The following is a 16,769-nucleotide window of genomic DNA, read 5'->3' as shown; positions in this document are numbered from 1 at the left end:
CATTACGAGCGCAGCGTGGCAATCCGTCCTGGTCTCAGCGACCAGCCTTTTAATGTAAAAAGCCCCGGCTCAAATGTGAGTCGGGACTTTTTAACTAAAGGGCGTTATCACTTCTCGGGGCTGGTCGCAGGGAGAGGAAAGATTGCCGCGCTGCGCTCGCAATGACAGGCGAGCCTCCAGGCAATGACCGGCGCCTACTTACGCTCAAATACCTGCTGGCCGCCAATCCAGGTTTGCAGCACCTTGGCATCGCGCAGCTGCTCGTTCGGGGCCGTCAGCAAATCGGTCCGCATCACCACGAAATCGGCCAGCATGCCGGGCTTGATTTGGCCCTTGCGCTTCTCTTCGAAGCCGGCGTGGGCGGCCCAGGTGGTCATGCCGCGCAGGGCGTCGGGGCGACTGATGGCGTTTTCCATCTGGAAGCCGCCTTTGGGGAAGTTTTTGGCATCCTGCCGGGCCACGGCCGAGTGGAAGCCATACAGCGGGTTGATGTCTTCCACGGGAAAGTCGGAGCCCAGGGCCAGCTGGCCGTATTGCTTCAGCAGCTCCCGGTAGGCGTAGGCCGTTTTGAGGCGGGCGGTGCCCAGGCGCTCGCCGGCCCAATACATGTCGGAAGTGGCGTGGGTGGGCTGCACCGAGGGCACGATGCCAAACTGCCCGAACTTGGGCATGTCGGCCGGGGTGATGACCTGGGCGTGCTCGATGCGCCAGCGGCGGTCTTTCTGGCCCTTCAGCGCCTCGCCGTAGATATTGAGGATAACCCGGTTGGCGGAGTCGCCGATGGCGTGGGTGTTCATCTGGAATTTCGACGCGGCCAGCTCCTTGGCCAGGGCGCGGTATTCCTTCACGGTGGAAAGCAAAAACCCTGTTTCCTTGGGCCGGTCGGCATAGGGTTCCACCAGGCAGGCCCCGCGGGAGCCCAGCGCCCCATCGGCGTACACCTTGAAGGAGTTTACCGTGAGTTGGTCGGTGAGAATTGGGCCGTTTTTCAGGTAATAAGCCCGGTTGGATGGGGTGGGGGCCATCATGGCGTAGAGCCGCAGCTTGAGCTTGCCCTGCTGCTGCAACGCGGCCATCTGGTCGATGTTGGCCTTGTCGAGGCCGGCATCGGCGAGGCTGGTGAGGCCCACGGCCAGGCAGTTTTGCTGGCCTTGCAGCAGCAGCTGGTTGGCTTCGGCCGCGGAGGGGGCTGGGATGTCTTTGCCGACCAGGCGGGTGGCGTTGTCGACAAGCAGGCCGGTGAGGCGGCCCTGGGCATCGCGCGTGATGGTGCCCCCGCTAATAGGCGTAGCGGCCGTAATGCCGGCCAGGTCCAGGGCCTTTTGGTTGACGAGGGCAGCGTGGCCATCGACGCGGGTGATAGCCACCGGCACATCGGGAAACAGCCGGTCCAGCGCGTCTTTGGTAGGGAACTGCTTGTTTGGCCAGTCGTTCTGATCCCAGCCGCGGCCTAAGAGCCAGGCCGCCTGCGGAAACTTCTGGCGGTGCGCTTGCAGCTTCTGCAGCACGTCTTCCCAGGAAGTGGTGCCCACCAGATTGGCGGAGCTCAGGCCCAGCGAATAGCGGTAGAAGTGGCAGTGCGCATCGTAGAAGCCGGGGTAGATAAATTGCCCCTTGGCATCAACTTCCTTCGTGGCGGCGTACCGGCCCTTTAGGTCATCGGAGCTGCCCACGGCCACAAACTTGCCGTCTTTCACCGCAAAAGCCTGGGCTTTGGAAAAGGTCGAATCAACGGTGTAAACCGTAGCGTTGGTAACGAGCAAATCCACGGGCTCGCGCTTGGCTTGGCAGCCAGCCAGGGCGCCCAGCGCAAGCACGGAAATGCCCGCTTTCTGCCGCAACAGATTGGTAAAGTTTCTCATGGGAAACTGAGTGTTTTGGAAATAAAAAAAACGTCATGCTGAGCGAAGCCAAAGCATCTCGCGTGCAATACTAATCTGAATTAGTTACGCGGTAAAGATGCTTCGGCTTCGCTCAGCATGACGTTCAGAGTTGAGCCAGCTTCAGACGAAGCCTTACTCGAAGCGCATGTGCTTCACCGACTCGCCCGAAAACTGCAGCTCCTGCAGCGACTCGATGCCGATTTGCAGGTGGCGCTTCACATAATCGGTAGTCACTTTTGAGTCCGACTCCGAGGTTTTCACGCCTTCGGGGGTCATGGGGTTGTCGCTCACCAGCAGCAGGGCGCCGTGGGGAATGTCGTTCATGAAGCCGACCACGAAAATGGTGGCGGTTTCCATGTCGACGGCCATGGCGCGCACCCGGCGCAAGTAGTCCTTAAACTCGGTGTCGTGTTCCCACACGCGGCGGTTGGTGGTGTACACGGTGCCGGTGAAGTAATCAAGCTCGTGCTTTTTAATCATCGACGACACGGCGCGCTGCAGGCGGAAGGAGGGCAGCGCCGGAATTTCCTTGGGCAGGTAGTCGTCGGAAGTACCGTCGCCGCGAATGGCCGCGATGGGCAGCACCAGGTCGCCAAGCTTGGTTTTTTTCAGCCCACCACACTTGCCCAGAAACAGCGCCGCCTTGGGCTTGATGGCCGAGAGCAGGTCCATCACCGTGGCGGCCATGGGCGAGCCCATGCCGAAGTTGATGATGGTGATGCCGTTGGCCGTGGCCGTTTGCATGGGCTTGTCGAGGCCCCGCACTTCACATTCGAACTGCTCGGCAAACATGTACACGTAGTTGCTGAAGTTGGTGAGCAGGATGTACTGCCCAAACTCATTCAGCGGCACGCCGGTGTAGCGCGGCAGCCAGTTGTTAACAATTTCTTCTTTGGTCTTCATAAGGAGTGACGGGGTGGTTGAGCGACTGAGTGAGGGGTGGAAGAAAGGACGCAAAACCCGAAGTCACTCAGTCGCTCAGCTACTCAGTCACTCGATTTGGCCCCGTACCTTTGGAGGTGATGCAAGCTCTGGACCTGCCGCCTTTCGACGCCAAACTTACGCAATCGGCCACGAACCAACCACTCATCTGGGACGGACTGCGGCGCAAGCACGTCGTGCTCACGCCCGAGGAATGGGTGCGCCAGCACGTCGTGCATTACCTCACCGGCCACCTGGGCTACCCGCGTGGCCTGCTGGCCCTGGAGCGCGGCCTGCGCTACAACCAGCGCCAGAAGCGCACCGACCTGCTGGCGCTGGATGCCGCCGGCCAGCCCCTGCTGCTGGTGGAGTGCAAAGCGCCAGCCGTGCCCATCACGGCCGCCGTGGCTCACCAAGCCACCACCTACAACCAAACCATTGGCGCCCCGCTGCTGCTGCTCACAAACGGCCTGGTGCACTACTGCTGGCGCGTGAACTTTGAGAAGCGCACCAACGAGCGCCTAGAGGAAATCCCGCCGTTTGCTGTGGCGGTGCGGCTGTAGTTTGCAGATTTTAGCTCAATTACTGTTTTCTGTGCTTTGATTTCGTGAGATGGTTCTTGAACTTGTTCTGGACAGTAGAGCGGATTAGCAGCAACAGTAAGCTCTGACGAGATGCTGTTTAGGAAACGATGATTCTGATTTACTACTTGTAAAAGTTATGACCCTGGAATATTCTTTTATTTAATTATAAATAGCTTGTGGAAAAACTGTTGTGTGGCTAAAGTGTGGTTGGAAAAGTCTGAAGAGCCAGTCGATTGCCTGGTGCGCACACTGAGGCTCCAATAGATTTGAAAACTTATATGCTAAAGCGCTGCCTTACTCCCCATCCCTCCATGAAAAAGTCCCTCTTGTTGCTGCCCTGGTGGGTGTTAATGGGCTGTCACAAGAAAGACCCAAATCCCGCGGAGCAACTGCCTGTGGCCTCCCAGACCGGAGCGAACACCTTCGGCTGCCTCGTCAACGGTCAGCCCTGGACCCCGAAGGGAAACAATGGCTCGTCCAACTACAGCGTGTCCTACGATAGAACGTACAAAAATGGCACCCTCAACGTGGGCACGTATCGCTACATTGGCACCGGCGCGAATGACTATCAACTCGTCGGCTTCTATGCGGATAGCATCCCCGCCCCGGGCACTTATTCCTTGGCTATTGTCAATCACCACGAAGGAATTTTCCTCGACAGAACTAAAACCTGCCAATTTCCCGGCAATGACGCTTATTACCGCAAAGGCAGCCTGACCATCACCCGCTTGGATGTGCAAGCCGGTATCATTTCGGGCACGTTCGCCTTTACCCTCTACAAGCCCGGCTGCGATTCTATTCGCGTGACCAGCGGACGCTTCGACAAGAAACTCTAAGCGGCAGCTGTGTCGCGTGCTTACTGGTCCAGGAAGGCGGTCCAGAAATTGAGCTAAAATTTGAGTCGACTGTTTCAATAATCCCCTTGGGCTGAACAACAAAAACGCCGACCGTGAATAACACAGTCGGCGTTTTGTTTGTGAGAGCTGCAGTTATTACTGTATCAGGCTGCTGTTAGCATGATACACTCCAGAGCGTAGTCAACCGTTCTGCTGGAGTTGAATTGTAAAGGCTTTGGAACAGCTTTTTAAGCCGTTGCTCAACTTTGTTAATTCCAGCCGCCACCCAAGGCCCGATACACATTGACCGTGGCATTGAGCTGCTGCATTTTGGTTTCGATAAGGTCAAACTTTGATTCCAGGGCGTCGCGCTGGGTGAACAGCACTTCGGTGTAATCGGCCCGGGCAGAGCGGAAGAGGCTGTTGGAAATTTCTACCGATTGATTCAGCGCGGCTACTTCCTTGGCTTTGGCATCGTAGCTTTTTGCCAGGTTGCCGATGCTGGCGAGCTGATTGGAAACCTCGACATAAGCATTCAGAACGGTCTTTTCGTACTTGTACACCGCCTGGGTTTGCTGGGCATTGGCGTTGTAATAGAAGGCCTTGATGCCGTTGCGGTTAAACAACGGCGCTACCAAATCGCCACCCAACGAATACAGCACGGATTCGGGAGTGGAGATGAGCAGAGCAGGGTTGAAAGCGGCCAGCCCCAGGCCACCGGTGAGGCGTAGCGACGGATAAAAGTTGGTACGGGCCACCTGCACGTCCAGCTTAGCGGCTACCAACAGCTGTTCGGCCTGCCGGATATCGGGGCGGTTGGTCAGCAATTGGGTGGGCATGCCGGCCGTGATTACGTTCGGCACCAAATCGTTGAACGACTCGTCGTTGCGCGCCACCGGCTGCGGGTACCGGCCAGCCAGGTAGTTGAGCTTATTCTCGGTCTCGACGATGCTTTGCTGGAGCTTGTATTGCAGGCTTTTGGTGTGCTGCACCTGGGCCTCAAAGCGTTTTACGGCCAGCTCCGTGGCGCGCGCCGATTCCTTCTGGAGCTTCACCAGCTCCAGCGCGTTGCTCTGAATGCCGATGTTCTGCTTCACAATGGCCAGCTGATTATCAAGCGCCAGCAGCTCATAATACGAGTTGGCAATCTCCGCAATCAGGTTCGTCATCATGAAGTTCTTGCCCTCCACCGAGGCCAGGTACCGCATGGCCGCGGCCTTCTTCGCGTTGCGCAGCTTGTGCCAGATATCGACCTCCCAGGTGGCAAAAGCGCCCAGCTGGAAGTTGGTGAGCGGGTCGGGCGTGCGGCGGTTTTCCTTGATGTCGACCTGCTCCTCGGTAGCGCCTTGCAGCGTGTAGCGGCCCACCTTCTCCACATCGGCCCGGCCCCCTATGCTCACGAAAGGCAAGTACTCGCCACTGCGAGCGCGGACTTCGTTGCGGGCAATTTCGATTTCCTGCAGCGTGATGTTCAGCTCCTGGTTGTTTTGCAGGGCTGTTTCAATCAGGCTTTTCAGGTTGGGGTCGGTGAAAAACTGCTTCCACTTCACCCGGGCCATGTTGGCGCTGTCCGGGCTGGCGGCGGTGGCCGTGGAATAGCTGGCCGGCGTGTTGCGGCTTTCGTTTTTCACCACCAGCTCCGGCGTTTTGCAGGCGCCCACGGCTAAGGCTAGGCCGGCGGCGCTTAGGCATTGATAAATGCGTTTCTTAAGCATAAGGCTCTGTTTCTTCAATTAGTACGCGAGGCTCAACACCTTCGAAAATCGGGGATTCGTTTTCGTCCCGAATCAATTTGTGGTCGCCGGCCAGGGTGCCGAAGAAGTAGTACAAGCCGGGGATGATGATAACCCCGAACACGGTGCCGAACAGCATGCCGCCGAGCGCCGAGGTACCGATAGTACGGTTGCCGATGGCACCGGCGCCGGTGGCCACCACCAGCGGAATCAGGCCGGCGATGAAGGCAAAGGAGGTCATCAGAATCGGGCGGAAACGCACCCGGGCGCCTTCAATGGCCGCATCGCGGACCGACATCCCTTCGGCGTGTTTCTGGGCGGCGAATTCCACAATCAGTACGGCGTTCTTGCCCAGCAAGCCCACCAGCATCACGAGGCCCACCTGCGCATAGATGTCATTGGCCAGGCCCATCATTTTGATGAACAGGAACGACCCGAAGACCCCGGCTATCAACGAGAATACCACGGCCAGCGGCAGCAGGAAGCTTTCGTACTGCGCCGCGAGCACCAGGTACACAAATAGCAGCACGACCAGGAAAATAACGGTGGCTTCGTTGCCGCGCGACACTTCGTCTTTCGACAGGCCGCCCCAGTCGATGTCGTAGCCGCGGGGCAGGGTCTTGGCGGCTTCCTGCACCGCTTTGATGGCCTCGCCGCTGCTGTAGCCAGCGGCGGCACCGCCCCGGATGGAGGCCGTGGTGTACATGTTGTAGCGGTTGATTTCGTTGGCGCCCTGGGACTTCACGATTTTCATGAAGGCCGAGAACGGCACCATTTCGCCTTTGTCGTTTTTCGCCCACATGTTCAGGATGTCCTGGGGCAGCTTGCGGTATTCCGGCGAAGCTTGCACGTACACCTTGAAAAAGCGCTGGTACTTGATGAAGCCCAGCTCGTACGTCGAGCCCACCATGATGGAAAGCGTGTTCATGGCGTTGCCGATGCTCACGCCTTTCTGCATGGCCAGCTCGTTGTCAATCTTGAGCTCGTACTGCGGGTAGTCGGCCGAGAAGAAGGTGAACAGGCCGGCCAGCTCCTTGCGCTTCTTGAGCTGGGTCATGAACTCCTCGTTCACCTTTTCCAGCGCCTTGTAGTCGCCCGTGTTGGTTTTGTCGAGCAGCTGGAGCTGGAATCCGCCCGCGGCGCCGTAGCCCGGTACTGCCGGTGGCTCGAAGAATTCGATGGTCGCACCCGGAATCTGCTTGGCCTTTTTCTCCAGCGCCCCGATGATGTCGGCGATGGATTCCTTGCGCTCCGACCACGGCTTGAGGTCAATCATACAAGTGCCCGCGTTGGAGCCGCGGCCTTCGGTCAATACTTCGTAGCCCGCCAGCGTGGAAATGTTGGCGATGCCGGGCACGTCTTTGGCCAGCTGCGAAAGGCGCTGAGACACGGCATTGGTTTGCTCCAGCGTGGTGCCGGGCGGCGTTTGCACAATGGCGTAAATCAGGCCCTGGTCTTCGCTGGGAATAAAGCCGGCCGGCAGCCGGGCTGTGACGGCCCAGATGCCCAGGCCAAACAAAAGCAGCATGGCGAAGGTGATGAGCCGGTTGGCCACAATCTTCTCCAGCAGGCCGGTGTAGCTGTTGGTGAGTTTTTCAAACCCGCGGTTGAACCAGTCGAAGAAGCGCTGCATGGGCGTTTTCTTCTTGGGCTGGCCGTGGTTGTTTTTCAGAATCATGGCGCAGAGCACCGGCGTCAGCGTGAGGGCAACGAGGCCGGAAATCACGATGGCCGTGGCCATGGTGATGGAGAACTGGCGGTAGAAAATGCCCACCGGGCCGCTCATGAACGACACCGGCACAAACACGGCCGTCATCATGATGGTGATGGCGATAATGGCCCCGCTGATTTCGCCCACCACCTTCTTCACGGCGTTGTAGGGCGAGAGGTGCTCTTCCTCCATTTTGGCGTGCACGGCTTCAATCACCACAATGGCGTTGTCGACCACAATACCAATCGAGAGCACCAATGCAAACAGCGTAATCATGTTGATGGTGAGGCCGAACGCCTGCATGGCCATAAACGAGCCGATGAGCGACACCGGCACGGCCAGCGCGGGAATCAGCGTCGAGCGCCAGTCGCCCAGGAACAGGTACACCACCAGCGCCACCAGAATAAAGGCGTCGCGCAGGGTGTGGATTACGTTCTCAATCGAAGCGTCGAGGAAGTTCGACACGTCGTAGCTGATTTTGTAATCCATGCCGGGCGGGAAGCTGGTTTTCTTCAGCTCCTCCAGCTTGGCTTTCACTTCTTTAATTACGTCGCTGGCGTTCGAGCCATAGGTCTGCTTCAGCACGATGGCCGCCGACGGGTACTGGTTGAGGTTGGAGTAGATGTCGTAGAACTCCGAGCCCAGCTCCACGTTGGCCACGTCGCGCAGGTGCAGGCTCTCGCCGTTGGCATTGGCCTTGAGGATGACGTTTTTATACTGCTCCACGTCGTTGAAGCGGCCGGTATAGCTCAACACGTACTCCAACGACTGCGCCTGCTGGCCGTCGGAGCGGCCGATGCGGCCCGGCGAGCCGATAACGCTCTGCTCGCCCAGGGCTTTCATGATGTCATCAACCGAGATGTTGTAGGCGCGCATCCGGTCGGGCTTGAGCCACACGCGCATGGCGTACTGCCGGCTGCCCAGAATGCTGGCCCGGCCGATACCGCTCAGGCGCTGCAGCTCGGGTATCATGTTCACCCCGGCGAAGTTGAACAGGTACTTCATGTCGGTGTTCTTGTCCTTGCTGTACAAGTTCACATACATCAGCATGTTGGGCACCACGCGGTTTACTACCACGCCTTCGCGCTGCACCAGCTCGGGCAAGCGGTTGAGCACCTGCGCAATGCGGGTGTTCACGTTCACCACAGCTTGGTCGGGGTCCGTGCCGAGGTTGAAGACAATCTGGATGTTGGCTTCGCCGGCGCTCACAGCGTCGGAGGTCATGTACTTCATGCCCGGCACGCCGTTCACGGCCTGTTCCAGCGGAATCAGCACCGACTCGGTGAGCACCTTGGCACTGGCGCCGGGGTACGCGGCCGCCACCATGACCATGGGTGGCGAAATCTCCGGAAACTGGGACGTAGGCAGTTTCATGATGGCCAGCCCGCCCATGAGCAGGATGACAATCGAAATAACAATGGCGAATACTGGCCTACGAATGAATTTACTAAACATATTCTGGCTGGTTTTTTATAGGAAAAGGTGCCGAAAGGGCTTGATGCTGAGCGCCGCGAACCAGAGGTCGGCGTAGCCAAACATCTCGCTCACGCCTTTTGTCATGCTGAGCCTGCGAAGCATCTTATCGCCGCAGAACAAGTCGTTGGGCCGTGATAAGATGCTTCCTGCGTCGGCATGACAGACGATTGGAGTACTGCCGTCCGCGAGATGCTTGGCTACGCCGACCTCTGGTCCGCGGCGCTCAGCATGACGGCCTGTTTCAGGATTACAAGACCTTACTCGCTGTACACTTTCAGGTGCGAGAGGACCGACTGCGGGGCCTTAAAGTCGAAGCTCACCTTGTCGCCGTCCTTCACCTTGCGCAGGCCTTCCAGCAGTATCTTCTCGGTGGCGGCCAGGCCGCTTTTGATGACGTACAGGTCGGGCATTTCCGAGGCGATGCCGATTTCCCGCTGGTGCACCACGTTTTTGTTGTCGACCACGTAGACGTATTTCTTCTCCAGAATTTCGAACGTGGCTTTCTGCGGAATTAGCAGGGCATTCTTCATGGGCACCGTCATGAGCACGCTGCCGGTTTCGCCGTTGCGCAACAGCCCGTCGGGGTTGGGGAAGGTGGCCCGGAAGGCGATGTTGCCGGTTTCGTTGTTGAAGTCAGCTTCGATGGTTTGCACCACGCCGGGCTGGTTGAATACCTCGTTGTTGGCCATCAGCAGCTTCACTTTCTGGGCGCTGTCGCTGGCTTTGGCGTGGGCTTTATAAGCCAGGTATTCGGCTTCCGGCACATTGTAGTACACCCACATTTTGCTGTTGTCGGAGAGCGTCGTCAGCAAGTCGCCCTCATCCACCAGGCTACCCAGTCGGCCCTGGAAATGGTCCATGATGCCGCTAAACGGGGCTTTCACGGTGGTGAACTGCAGGTGCGTCTGGGCCAGCGATACGTCGGCATTGGCCTTGTCGTATTTGGCCTGGGCCAGCGCCAGCTCGCTCTTGGAGACAATGTTCTTGTCGGCCAGCTTTTTGGTGTTGTCGTATTCCAGCCCCACGTAGTTGGCTTCGGCCTGCGACTTCTTCAGCTCGGCCTGGTACACCGTGGGCTTAATCTGAAACATGAGCTGCCCTTGCTTCACGTGTTGCCCCTCGTCGACAAAAATCTTTTCCAGGTACCCTTTCTCCAAGGCCCGCAGCTCAATCCGCTGGATGGAGTGAATCTGGGCGACGTACTCTTTGGTAACGGTCGTGTCTTTCTGCAAGGGGCTGGTGGCTACCAGCTTAATCTGCTCTTCAACTTCCTTTTTTTCTTCCGAGCAGCCGGTTGTGTAAACCAAAACACCGCAGCTCAGCAGCATGAACATTCTTTTCATAAGAACCTTGGGTAATAAAACAGGCAATAGGTTAGGCATAGGATATTTTATTCCGGGCAGGGGCTTGCCCGGTGAATGGCTTACCCGTGATGTATGGAGGGGCTTGGGCCAATTGGCTGGTTAGGCTAGCGGGCTGTTGATTGGGCTGGTGACTGACTGATGGGCATCGGTGCCGCGCTTCGCCATTCATCAACTTTCCAGGACTGACTAACTCGGATTCGTACATGCGTAGAAGTGGGCTTTGCTCAAGTAGCAACAAGCCAATAGTTGCCGGCAAAAGCGCCGGTGTCAATCCAAGCCGGGAAAGCAAATCGAGGGGTGGGAGTGCCGATGCTGCGCCGCTATTGCCGTGGGTTGACGGCACAAACCAAGGCGCCGTGGCATGAAGCGGATATGAAGCAATGCTTAAATGCATTCGATTTTTTCCTGCATCTATAGCTTCCAGTGAAAGCTTTTGCCTTGGATAGTGCTCGCCTTCAGCTGGCTAGGTCTGCCTTGGCAAACCTGCCGGGCCGACGAGCTTTTTTGAAAGGCGGTGCGTCGGCGTGCCTACCCGAAACGTTGGAGCCTGCGTCATCTTACTGTTGCACTTCTCTATTAGCTTGAAAGCACAAAGGTGCGGGGCCGTATTAACGTGGGGTTGGAATGAGATTAGAGTTTCTAATCTGGGCGATTCGCTTGCTTATTCCTCACAGCCAGAATTTAAACTCCGTGCCTTCCTCAACTACCGATTTGGCGGCAACGCCGCCGTGGAGCTCGGCCACGCGCTGCACCAGGCTCAGCCCCACGCCGTTGCCGCTAAAGCGGGTGCGCTCGGCCTCGGCCCGATACATCGGCTCGAAGATGTGTGGCAACGCATCGGCGCCGATGCCGGGGCCGGTGTCGCGCACGGTATAAATGCCGCCGCCTGGGCTGGCCGCCAGGCTCACCAGCACGGGGGAGCCGGCAAGCGAGTACTTGCAGGCATCGTCGAGCAGGTTGATGAGGGCCAGGGTGAGCAGCTCGGCTTGGGCCCGGGCCTGGCAGTCCTCCACGGCGTCGGCAGGTACAGCTCGATGGCAGTGGCGGGGTAGCGGCGCTGCACCGGCTTGAAGGCGTGGCCCGCAAACAGGTTGGCCAACGCGATAACCATCGCCAAGCACAATATAGTGGTAATAAGCAAGTTGTTGCGCAGGCGCTTTAGCGCCTCCTGGCCAAACTTGTCTTTGGTCGTTACCACCACTACGAACCGTTCGGTGCCGCTTGGTTGTACAGCGCTATGCCCTGCGCCAGCCCCTGGCTTAAGTGCACCCGCCCGGCCGTGCGTGCCCGCTCCAAAAAGCGGGGCGTGATAACCAGCTCAGAATTGGGCCGGCTGGCATACACCAGCTTGTTGGCTTCGTTGTAGATAGCCTCGTACTAATTTTGCTGAGTACGCCCCAAATGCCAAGTGAATTATCTATAAAAATCTATTGCAATTGTGTTAAAATCTATTTACTTTAGACTATTCAAATAAAAAAGTGGCTTCCCATTCTAGGCACGGAGGCTGCTGCTTGTGACCTCGAGCACTGCCCAGCTACATCGGGTAGTCTAGGCTGCGTTGCTGGGCTACGCGGTAGTACGGATTTCTGCATCTGGCATTGCCTGATTAAGGCAATGGGAGCCAGGGCTATGCCTAATGCTTTCCCACGAATCTACTTCGGTGGGCGTTTGGCGCAGCGTGGCGCCCCGTTGGGCTAGCACCGAGCGTAGTCAAGCATCAAAAGATAGGGTGCCTCACCAATGGCATTAAGGGCCGGGTGCGAATAATTTTTAACAGAACCTATAACCTCCAAAACCTAATTACTATGAGAAAGCTAACTCATTTAACCGTTTCACTAACCCGGATGGCGCTGCTCGTGGGGCTGGGATTTATTGCCCCTTCCTGCTCGCAGCAGGAAATAGCAGAGCCCAAGTTGCAAAGCGCAACTGAAGAAGCAGCTAAAGCCGACAAAACCAAAACGTTTTATGGGCCGGCAGTGCCACTGGGCCAGGGCGTAGGCCGGGCGTGGGTGATGGTAGATGCCACCGGGACCCCGCTGTCTATCGGGGTTGACTTATCGGCCAAGTCGGTGCTGAACCAGGGAACAACTCAGGTGGATTATGTTTTTCAACTTCCTAAGCAAGTGGCCGTGCCTCCCTTCGACCATATTGAGCTGGGCTGGAACCCGCAGGGGCACGAGCCGGAGCATGTGTATGACGTGCCCCATTTTGACCTGCATTTCTATATGATACCCTCTTCCGTGCAGGCTACCATCCCATTTCTGGCACCCCCGGCCATGGATGTGGCACTCGCACCAAAATACGTAGCTCCTGCTTACATACTAACCCCCGGCTTGGTGCCCAATATGGGCGCCCATTTAGTGGATGTCTTATCTGCTGAATTTCAGCCCGGCGGGGTTTTTACGAAGACCTTCATTTATGGAAGCTACAAGGGCAATCTGATTTTCCTGGAGCCCATGTTTACGCTTGCTTACCTGAGCGAGCAGAAAACGGAAACGACTCCCATCCGGCAGCCATCCGCATTTCAGCGAGCCGGTTATTATCCCACCAGCTACACCATCAGCTACGACGATTCACCGAAGCAATACCATATATCGCTGGATAACCTGACGTATCACCGAGCGAACTAAGCGGTTGAAGGAGAGCGGTCGGCTCAAGCAAGTGGGCTTAACCGAACTGTTTTGTTCCGCTTAACCCCTGAACTAAAAAGCCTGCTTTCATCAGAAAGCAGGCTTTTTGTGCGTGACTGTTCGCCGTGAAGCCCTTTGGCCTCTGGCTCGTTCAGCTCAATTATTTATACAGCCGGTTGTCGAGCAGTCCGTTGACGTAAAACTGCACGCAGGCGCGCAGCTCATCGCCGTATTGCTGCACCAGCGCCGGGTCGGGATTGGTCACGGGCTTGGTGGGAATAAAGTGGGTCTGGTAGGGGTAGATCCGCACGGCATTGGCGTTGGTGAGCTCCGTTACGAAATCCGAGTGCACGAGAAAGTAGGAGTCGCCGTCTCGGAAAATGGCCCGGCCGGGACTGGCCGCGTCGAACACCGAGGAGCCAAAGGGCAGCAGCAATTGCTGGTCCTGCCGCAGCCCCAGCACGTCGAGCACCGAAGCCGGCACGTCGGCCTGCTGGGAGATTCGGTGGGGGTTGGCGGCCGGCAGCGGGTGGCCGGGCCGGAAAAACAGCAGGGGCGTTTTGAAGTTGCCCAAGGGGTTTGCGTAGCCCTCCTGGTCGGATTGCGAAGTATGGTCGGCGGTGAGGATGAAGAGCGTGTGCCCGAACCAGGGCTGCTGGCGGGCCGCCCGGAAAAAGCGCCGCAACGCCAAATCCGTGTAGGCAATGGTGGGGTGAATGGGCAGCGTGCCGGCCGGAAACCTGTCCTTGTACGCCTCCGGCAACTTGAAGGGGTCGTGCGCGCTGAGCGTGAACAGGGTAGCAAAAAACGGCTGTTTGGTGGCCGCCAGCTGGCGGTTGAAATACTGCAGGTACGGCTCGTCGAAGATGCCCCAGTGCCCGTCGTAGTCGGGACTGCCGACGCCGCCGGGGTATTCGTTCAGGCCGTAGTAGTGCTGCATTCCGGCAATGCCAGCAAACATGTCGAAGCCCATGGTGCCGTTGGCGGCGCCGTGGTACATGGCCGTGGCGTAGCCGTGCCGGCCCAATATTTCGCCCAGCCCGTGCAGCTCGGCGGTCTGGAAGCTGGAGGTGATAAACGGCTCGTCCATGATGGAGGGCAGGCCCGAGAGTACCGCCGGCAGTGCTTCGATGGAGCGGCGGCCGTTGGCGTAGTTCTCGCGCATAAGCAGCGCGCTTGGTGCGGTGGCCAGGGAGTCGAAAAACGGAGTGTAGCCGCCTCGGCCGCCGTTTTCCACGCCGGTGTATTCGGAGCCGAAGCTTTCCAGCAGCAGCACCACTACGTTGTCGGGCGTGGGGGCCGTGGCCGGCCGCAATGGCAAAGCGGCCGCGCCCAGGGCGGGGCGCAGGGCCGCGGCGGTGGGGAAGAAGCTGATGCGCTCCATCGGCACTTCATCCACCGATTTGAGGACGGTGAACGTGCTGTTGAGGGCCAGGTGGCCCAGCACGGCGGGCTGCTGCTCGAAGGCCGAGCCGGTGCGCAGGGGCTTGAGCTGCCAGCCGCCGCGCAGGCCCAGCACCACCAGCCCAACTATTACCGCTCCTTCCAGGCCCCGCAGCAGCCACTGCCGCCGCGTAAGCTGCGGGGGCGTTGCGCTTGCTGGCTTGGGCATGGGGCACAGGCGCCACAGCAGATAAACGAGGGCGCCCAGCGGCAGCAGCAGGTACCAGTAGTGGCCCACTATCTGGCCGGCCTGGCGCTGAATGTCGCCCCCGATGGTGTGCCATTCGTTGCTGAGCCGCCGGCCAATAAACTTAAAATACTGCCAGTCGATGACGTTGAGCAGGAACCCGATGGCATTCAGGCCCACAAACAGCCCGCGCAGCCACTGCTGCCCGTACCGCGACGACACCGGCACCAGCAGCGAAAGCAGCACCAGCGGCAGGTTGAGCCACAGCAGCGCCGAAACGTCGAACCGCAGCCCGTGCACAAACGCCAGCAGTACCGCGCTGGCCTCGATGCCCCGGAAGGTGCCGAGGTTGAACAGATAAAATCCCAGCCGGAGCAGCGTGTACACCCCCAGCAGCAAAGCGAAGCGGCGCAACAGCAAACGGATGGCAGGCGATAGAAACATCAAGTAATAAGTCTTGGGATGCGCTATTATAAAAATGCTCGGTATGCGCTTAGAATACCATGCAGCACGCAGCTGCAGCATCTTCATGTAGGGCTTCGGTGATTAATTCGGTTGTCCGGCTGACGCAGGAAGCAGCTTATCACCGCTGAATGAATTGAGCTAACCTAATAAGACGCTTCGCTGCGCTCGGCATGACACAAGGCGCAAAAGAGCAGCTTTGGTTGCACAAAGCAGGAAGGACGTTTTAAATAGTTAAAAACCTTAAAAACGGCAGACAATACCTGAGTTTTGATTTTGTTCCCAATCAAAAAGCCCTCCCGACTTGCGCCGGGAAGGCTTTTTTTATCGTTTACGGGGTGCGCTAAGGCTAAACCGCTGCGGTTTCCAGTACGCTGTCGACGCTTACCAGGGGCAGGCCCCAGGCGTCGGCTACGCCTTTGTACACCACCTCGCCGTGCACCACGTTCAGGCCGAGGCGCAGGGCCTCGTCGCGGCGGCAGGCTTCCTGCCAGCCCAGGTTGGCCAGCTTCACAGCGTAGGGCAGGGTGGCGTTGGTCAGGGCCAGGGTGCTGGTGTAGGGCACCGCGCCGGGCATGTTGGCCACGCAGTAGTGCACCACGTCGTCGATGATGAAGGTCGGGTTTTCGTGGGTGGTGGGGTGGCAGGTTTCAATGCAGCCGCCCTGGTCCACGGCCACGTCGACCACCACGGTGCCGGGACGCATGGTCTTCAGCATGTCGCGGGTGATGAGGTGGGGGGCCTTGGCGCCGGGAATGAGCACCGCGCCCACAATCAGGTCCGACGTCTTGATGGCTTCGCGGATGTTGTACTCGTTCGAGTACTGCGTCACCACGTTCTTGGGCATGAAGTCGTCGAGCTCGCGCAGGCGGTTCAGGCTGATGTCCATGATGGTAACCTGGGCACCGAGGCCGGCAGCTACTTTGGCAGCTTGCGTACCTACTACGCCACCACCGAGCACCAGCACGTTGGCGGGCTTCACGCCGGGTACACCGCCCAGCAAGATGCCGCGGCCTTTCAGGGGCTTCTCCAGGTACTTGGCGCCTTCCTGCGGGGCCATGCGGCCGGCCACTTCGCTCATGGGAATGAGCAGGGGCAGGGCGCGATTGGACAGCTCCACTGTCTCGTAAGCAAGGCAGATGGCCTTGCGCTCAATCATGGCGTGGGTCAGCTCCTCGCCGCTGGCAAAGTGGAAGTAGGTGAACAGCAGCTGATTCTCCTTGATGAGGGGATACTCCTCAGCAATCGGCTCTTTTACTTTGATAATCATCTCCGCCTGCTCGTACACATCGGCGATGGTGGGGAGCAGCGTGGCGCCGGCCGTTTTGTACTCGTCGTCGGAGAAGCCGCTGCCTTCGCCGGCGGTGCTTTGCACGAGCAGCGTGTGGCCGTGCTTGCGCAATTCGGCAACGCCGGCAGGCGTGAGGCCCACGCGGTTTTCATTGTTTTTTATTTCCTTAGGAACGCCGATTATCATGAGTGGAGTGGTGGGAGTGGAGTGAATCAGGAGGTGAGAATTCTGAGCGCAAAGATAAGCGA

Annotated in this window: 11 protein-coding genes; 3 read left to right on the top strand and 8 right to left on the bottom strand. The window is 58.4% G+C overall.

Annotated features, from left to right (window positions below; translation table 11 throughout):
* Nucleotides 1–194 precede the first annotated feature (194 nt).
* Nucleotides 195–1,862 carry an amidohydrolase gene (locus tag AUC43_RS16020; protein WP_068195907.1) on the bottom strand — a complete coding sequence of 556 codons (1,668 nt, stop codon included), beginning with the start codon at nucleotides 1,860–1,862 and terminating at the stop codon, nucleotides 195–197.
* 153 nt (nucleotides 1,863–2,015) lie between these two features.
* Nucleotides 2,016–2,786: an AMP nucleosidase gene (locus AUC43_RS16015; protein WP_068195905.1), complete on the bottom strand. Its 771-nt coding sequence runs from the start codon at nucleotides 2,784–2,786 to the stop codon at nucleotides 2,016–2,018.
* A 119-nt stretch (nucleotides 2,787–2,905) separates the two neighbouring features.
* Here AUC43_RS16015 and AUC43_RS16010 point away from each other — a divergent pair, with 119 nt between their 5' ends.
* Together AUC43_RS16010 and AUC43_RS16005 are read left to right on the top strand one after the other, a co-directional pair.
* Entirely contained in the window at nucleotides 2,906–3,367 is a 462-nt protein-coding gene (locus AUC43_RS16010; protein WP_068195902.1) for a type I restriction enzyme HsdR N-terminal domain-containing protein, read from the top strand.
* A gap of 332 nt (nucleotides 3,368–3,699) precedes the next feature.
* On the top strand, nucleotides 3,700–4,224 hold the full coding sequence (locus AUC43_RS16005; RefSeq protein ID WP_068195899.1) for a Riean_0653 family protein: 525 nt from the start codon (nucleotides 3,700–3,702) through the stop codon (nucleotides 4,222–4,224).
* A 269-nt stretch (nucleotides 4,225–4,493) separates the two neighbouring features.
* On the opposite strand, the gene AUC43_RS16000 is transcribed toward AUC43_RS16005, so the two are convergent.
* The 4 genes from AUC43_RS16000 to AUC43_RS15985 all read right to left on the bottom strand — a co-directional run bounded on the left by AUC43_RS16000 (nucleotide 4,494) and on the right by AUC43_RS15985 (nucleotide 11,521).
* Nucleotides 4,494–5,939 carry a TolC family protein gene (locus tag AUC43_RS16000; protein WP_068195896.1) on the bottom strand — a complete coding sequence of 482 codons (1,446 nt, stop codon included), beginning with the start codon at nucleotides 5,937–5,939 and terminating at the stop codon, nucleotides 4,494–4,496.
* Nucleotides 5,932–9,123 carry an efflux RND transporter permease subunit gene (locus tag AUC43_RS15995; protein WP_068195894.1) on the bottom strand — a complete coding sequence of 1,064 codons (3,192 nt, stop codon included), beginning with the start codon at nucleotides 9,121–9,123 and terminating at the stop codon, nucleotides 5,932–5,934. The genes AUC43_RS16000 and AUC43_RS15995 overlap by 8 nt, the downstream gene beginning before the upstream one ends.
* Nucleotides 9,124–9,401: 278 nt before the next feature.
* Nucleotides 9,402–10,487 carry an efflux RND transporter periplasmic adaptor subunit gene (locus tag AUC43_RS15990; RefSeq protein ID WP_068195891.1) on the bottom strand — a complete coding sequence of 362 codons (1,086 nt, stop codon included), beginning with the start codon at nucleotides 10,485–10,487 and terminating at the stop codon, nucleotides 9,402–9,404.
* Nucleotides 10,488–11,176: 689 nt separating this feature from the next.
* Nucleotides 11,177–11,521, bottom strand: a complete 345-nt coding sequence (locus AUC43_RS15985) for a sensor histidine kinase (RefSeq protein ID WP_068195888.1) — start codon at nucleotides 11,519–11,521, stop codon at nucleotides 11,177–11,179.
* Between the two features lie 792 nt (nucleotides 11,522–12,313).
* On the opposite strand from AUC43_RS15985, the gene AUC43_RS15980 reads away from it, so the two are divergent.
* Complete coding sequence (locus AUC43_RS15980; protein WP_157781127.1) at nucleotides 12,314–13,138, top strand: DUF5602 domain-containing protein; 825 nt, start codon at nucleotides 12,314–12,316, stop codon at nucleotides 13,136–13,138.
* A gap of 160 nt (nucleotides 13,139–13,298) precedes the next feature.
* On the opposite strand, the gene AUC43_RS15975 is transcribed toward AUC43_RS15980, so the two are convergent.
* Nucleotides 13,299–15,212 (bottom strand): LTA synthase family protein, encoded by a 1,914-nt coding sequence (locus tag AUC43_RS15975; protein WP_157781126.1) that lies wholly within the window; start codon nucleotides 15,210–15,212, stop codon nucleotides 13,299–13,301.
* Between the two features lie 367 nt (nucleotides 15,213–15,579).
* Nucleotides 15,580–16,707, bottom strand: a complete 1,128-nt coding sequence (gene ald / locus AUC43_RS15970; protein WP_068195878.1) for an alanine dehydrogenase — start codon at nucleotides 16,705–16,707, stop codon at nucleotides 15,580–15,582.
* Between the last annotated feature and the right edge of the window lie 62 nt (nucleotides 16,708–16,769).

Origin of the sequence: Hymenobacter sedentarius (genome assembly GCF_001507645.1) — a bacterium.
Taxonomy (GTDB): Bacteria; Bacteroidota; Bacteroidia; order Cytophagales; family Hymenobacteraceae; genus Hymenobacter; species Hymenobacter sedentarius.
Note: the sequence above shows the minus strand (reverse complement) of the source record. Positions and strands in the feature narration are given on the sequence as shown.